This window comes from Sporichthya sp. (assembly GCF_013815995.1).
In the GTDB taxonomy this organism is placed as follows: domain Bacteria; phylum Actinomycetota; class Actinomycetes; order Sporichthyales; family Sporichthyaceae; genus Sporichthya.
On the sequence record NZ_JACDFE010000057.1, the window covers coordinates 1 to 4,594 of the forward strand.

Genomic DNA, 4,594 nt, shown 5'->3' on the forward strand with positions numbered 1-4,594 from the left:
CCTCTTCACCCGCTTCGCGGTTGCAGCCAAGGGCGCCTGAGCTTCAGCAGTAAGCCTGATCAATAGTTGGTGCATCTGCCCGCCGCCCTCCGGGGTCGGCGGGCAGATGTGCTTAAGCTCCCAGGAGGCCCGGCCGGATCGACCACGTTAATGGTGGTTTACTTGGCTGAAATACGCTGCTCCCGGAGGTCCCCATGACTGAGAAGATCGTCATCGCCAACTGCGGCGGCTTCTGGGGTGATGACCCCACGGCGGCCCGGCGCCAGGTCGAGGGCGGACCGATCGACTACCTGGTCATGGATTACCTGGCCGAGGTCACCATGGCCATCCTGCAGAAGCAGAAGGCCCGCAAGCCTGAGCTCGGGTACGCCGGAGACTTCATCACCCAGATGCGCGACGTGCTGGTGCCGTGCATGGAGCGCGGGGTCACGATCATCGCCAACGCGGGTGGGGTGAATCCGCACGCGTGTGGCGCTGCCCTGGAGGCCCTCGCCGCCGAGCTCGGCGTGGCGGACAAGCTGAAGCTGGGCGTCGTCGCCGGCGACGACCTCTACGACGACCTCGACGCCCTGCTGGCCGGCGGCCAGCCGCTGAACAGCATGGAGACCGGGCGCCCGCTCTCCGACGTCCGCGCCAACGTGCAGTCCGCGAACGTCTACATCGGTGCGCCGGCGATCGTGCGGGCCCTGGAGCAGGGCGCGAACGTCATCATCGCCGGCCGGGTCACCGACACCTCGGTGGCGCTGGCGCCGATGATCCATCACTTCGGCTGGGCCGCGGATGACTGGGACAAGCTCGCCGCGGGCGTCGTCGCCGGGCACATCATCGAGTGCGGTTGCCAGTGCACCGGCGGCAACTTCACCGACTGGCACCTGGTGCCGGATCACCGCAACATGGGCTACCCGCTGGTCGAGGCGTCCTCGGACGGCACGTTCGTGGTCACCAAGCACCCGGGCACCGGCGGCCTGGTCTCGGTGCACACGGTCTCCGAGCAGCTGCTGTACGAGATGGGCGGCCCGGCCTACCTGTCCCCGGACTGCATCGCGCGGTTCGACTCGATCGAGCTGAGCCAGGAGGGTCCGGACCGGGTCCGCGTCTCCGGGATCACCGGCGAGGCGCCGCCGGAGCTGCTCAAGGTCGCGGTGTCCTATTCCGACGGTTACCGCTCGGTGGGCCGGCTGCTGCTCTCCGGCCCGGACACCCTGCGCAAGGCGGACAAGGTCGCCGAGGTGTTCTGGTCGACGGCCGGGGGAGCGGACCTCTACGAGGAGAGCAACACCTCGTTCATCGGCTGGGACTCCACCCACCCTTCGCTCGCGGCCGAGGAGCCGAGTGAGGTCCTGATCCAGTTCGGCGTGCGCGATCACGACCGGAGCAAGATCGAGAAGAACTTCGCCCCGATGGTGGTGGGCTGCATGCTGCAGGCGCTGCCGGGCATGACCGTGCCGGCCGACCAGGGCCGCCCCCGTACCGCTGAGGTGGTCGCGCACTGGCCCGCGCTGATCTCCCGCGAGCTGGTCAAGGCCAACGTCACCGTCGGTGGCAACACCGAGCCGGTGTCCTCGGCCGCGGCCGCCTACACCGACGTCCGGGTCACCCCCGCGCCGCTGGGCAAGGCCACCCCGGCCGACGACGCGAGCGAGCTTGCCGCCTCGGAGTCGGTCACCGTGTCGCTGATGCAGTTGTGCATCGGGCGCTCCGGGGACAAGGGCGACACCGGCAACGTCGGCATCCGTGCCCGCAGCCCCGAGATCTACCACTGGATCAAGGCGAACATCACCGCGGAGGTGATCAAGCAACAGTTCAAGGGGATCTGCAACGGTGAGGTCGACCGCTTCGAGTTGCCGAACATGCTCGCCCTGAACTTCCTGCTCCACGAGAGCCTCGGCGGCGGCGGCGCGGCGTCCCTGCGCTTCGACGCGCAGGGCAAGACGTTCTCGCAGTACCTGCTGAGCATGCCGGTCACGGTCCCGGCAGCGCTGGTCGCCACGGCACCGTGAGCGACGAGCGGACCCCGGCACTGTGACCCTCTCGGAGCGGTTGCGGGCGCAGGCGGCGCAGCAGCCCGCGCGGATCGTGTTCTGCGAGCCGAACGACCCGCGGGTGCAGGCCGCGGCCGCGACCTTCGCCGGCGGTATCGGTCAGGCGATTTTGCTGACAGCGGATGTGCGCCAACAAGCACGTGCGGAACTGACGGCGGGTCACGTCGAGCGACGCACGGCCCGCGGGGTGTCGGCCGCCGACGCCGCGGCCGAACTCGATGACCCGTTGCTGATCGGCGCGCTGATGGTGCGCGCCGGCCTGGCCGACGGCGCGGTGGCGGGGGCGGTGGCGACCACGGCGGCGACGGTTCGCGCGGCGTTGCGGGGGATCGGTCCGGCCGAAGGGGTGGCGACGGTGTCCGGCTTCTTCCTGATGGACTGCCCGAACGCGCTGGGCGGACCGCGCACCGTGGTGTTCGCCGACTGCGCGGTGGTGCCGGATCCGACAGTGGACCAGCTGGCGGACATCGCCATCGCGTCGGCCGGCAGCGCCGAGGCGTTGCTGGGCGAGCCGGCCCGTGTCGCATTGCTGAGCTTCTCCACCAGGGGCAGCGCGGGACACCCGCGGGTGGACAAGGTCGTGACTGCGCTCGCGCTCGCGCGCGAGCGGCGCCCCGACCTGGCGATCGACGGCGACCTGCAGGCCGACGCCGCCCTCGATGCCGCGGTCGGAGCGGCCAAGGCACCCGGCAGTTCGGTGGCCGGCGCCGCGAACGTCCTGGTCTTCCCCGACCTCGACGCCGGCAACATCGGGTACAAGCTCGTGGCCCGCCTCGGCGGCGCGACCGCGATCGGACCGGTGCTGCAGGGCCTTGCTCTGCCCATGAACGACCTGTCCCGCGGCGCCACGGCCGCCGAGATCGTCGATCTGGCCTGTGTCACCGCGCTCCAGGCGTCAGCCGTAGGGGCGGCTAAGGCGTAGGCGCGGTGGTCGGGTCGGTCGCCGGGTTGGTGGAGGCGTCCGGGTCCGGTACACCGGCACCGGGTGCGCCGGGATCGGGGGCGCCGGTCGGCGGCGGTGTGTAGTCCTCTTCGATCGGCGGCGGCGCGACAGCCGGGCGAACGGTGAGCAGCGTTTGCGGGTAGCCGATGTCTCGGGCCCCGAGGCGGTCGTCCCACATCGAGTTGCCGAGCAGGGCGAGTACCTGGGTGATCTCGGTCGCTTCGGGGCGGAGCTTGTCGGGGACCAGCTTGCTGACCTGCGCGGAACGCATGGCCTCGGCCTGGACCAGGAGGCCCAGCTGGACCCGGGTGCTCAGTTCGCGCTCGTCCAGCGGGTCCGGTGCAGCGTGCAGATAATCCGAGGCCGCGGTCAGCTGCTCGGCGAAGGTGTCGAGCTCGTCCGCGGTGCCGTTCTTGATGGCTTTCGCCTCGGCCTCGGCGGTCGGGACCTTGGCCGCCTCGACGGTTGTCGCCCAGGTGGCGAACTCCTCCTCGGGGCGGACCTCCTGGTACTCGCGGGTCTGGCTGGCGGCCGGCTTGGCCAGGGCCAGCGGTGGGCCCGGCGCCAGGTCGGTGCCGGCGAAGGAGGGGACGTCTACGGCGCGGGTGAACTCGAAGCCCTCGACCGCGCGATCCTCGAAGACGTACGGCTTCATCTCATCGCCGCCGAGGTCGTAGAACCGGTCAGCGACGTAACGCAGCCGACCCATGATCAGCTGGATCTGGCGGTTGAGCTGGTCGTCCTTGACCCCGACACCGAGCTTCGCCAGCCGGGCATGGGCGATGTACAGCTCGACCGAGTCCCGGTAGTTGACCAGCGCGCGCGGGGCCTGGTCGAAGCCGGCCCGGTCCACCAGCAGGTCCCGGGTCAACAGGAAGTTGTCCAGCGCCAGGCCCGACGCGGCGTCGACCTCGGGGTCCTTCGCCTTCCCGGTCCGCCAGTCGTTGATCGTCTTCAGGTAGTTCAACGCCCCCTGGGACATCGAGCCGAAGTCCGAGACGATCCCGTTCTTCCAGGTGTCTCCGGCCGATTCCGCCGCGGTGGCGTCGCTGGAGGAATCGTCGAGAGCGATCGACAGCCCGGTGGCCCCGAGCAGTGCGACAGCGACGCCACCGGCGATCCACTGGTTGCGCCGCCTCATCCACCACTTGTTGCGCTTGGCGGCCTTGCCGCTGATCCGGCCGGGTCGACTTGCCATCTGTCACCGCATCCTGGCGAAGGACATGCTGGGGGAGCATGCAGGGGGCTCATAGCTCGGGAACTGCTGTATTCGGTCCTGGGCCGGCATCGGGTTGGACGCGTGTGGCACACGGCACCTGCCGTGGCGGATGGGCCGCGGGCCTGCCCAGTCTAACGGCGCGGCCTTGGCGACAAACCCGTCGAAACCGGGCCGTGACCATCGGGCCCGCCGCACCTTGTCAGTAGTCTTTAGCCGTCGCTAACCTTGGGGCGGGGCGGGTCCAGCTGACCCGCACCCCTTCGACGGTGCCCGTGCGGATGTCAGCCGCCACGGGCCCGGCGGGAGGCCGGCGCGCTGGGGATGGTGAGCCGGAGAAGCCCAAACCGCATGCGGAGGCTTCGAACTTCCCGTGTGTCGTGGGGTCGGTTC

The 4,594-nt window shown here is 70.2% G+C and carries 3 protein-coding genes; 2 read left to right on the plus strand and 1 reads right to left on the minus strand.

Annotated elements, in window-relative coordinates; all coding sequences use genetic code 11:
- Positions 1 to 194: 194 nt before the first annotated feature.
- Positions 195 to 2,000, plus strand: a complete 1,806-nt coding sequence (locus tag H0X00_RS08730) for an acyclic terpene utilization AtuA family protein (protein ID WP_293769114.1) — start codon at positions 195 to 197, stop codon at positions 1,998 to 2,000.
- A 22-nt stretch (positions 2,001 to 2,022) separates the two neighbouring features.
- Complete coding sequence (locus H0X00_RS08735) at positions 2,023 to 2,964, plus strand: phosphate acyltransferase (RefSeq protein WP_293769116.1); 942 nt, start codon at positions 2,023 to 2,025, stop codon at positions 2,962 to 2,964.
- Here the strand turns inward: H0X00_RS08735 and H0X00_RS08740 are convergent.
- A complete protein-coding gene (locus H0X00_RS08740) occupies positions 2,954 to 4,183 on the minus strand; it encodes a hypothetical protein (RefSeq protein ID WP_293769118.1) in 1,230 nt (409 codons plus the stop codon). The two genes, H0X00_RS08735 and H0X00_RS08740, sit on opposite strands and share 11 nt — an antisense overlap.
- Between the last annotated feature and the right edge of the window lie 411 nt (positions 4,184 to 4,594).

What these genes read in the sequence shown, in the direction of transcription:
- H0X00_RS08730 (WP_293769114.1), top strand. Translation starts at nt 195, where the DNA reads ATGACTGAGAAGATCGTCATCGCCAACTGCGGCGGCTTCTGGGGTGAT.
- H0X00_RS08740 (WP_293769118.1), bottom strand. Translation starts at nt 4,183, where the DNA reads ATGGCAAGTCGACCCGGCCGGATCAGCGGCAAGGCCGCCAAGCGCAAC.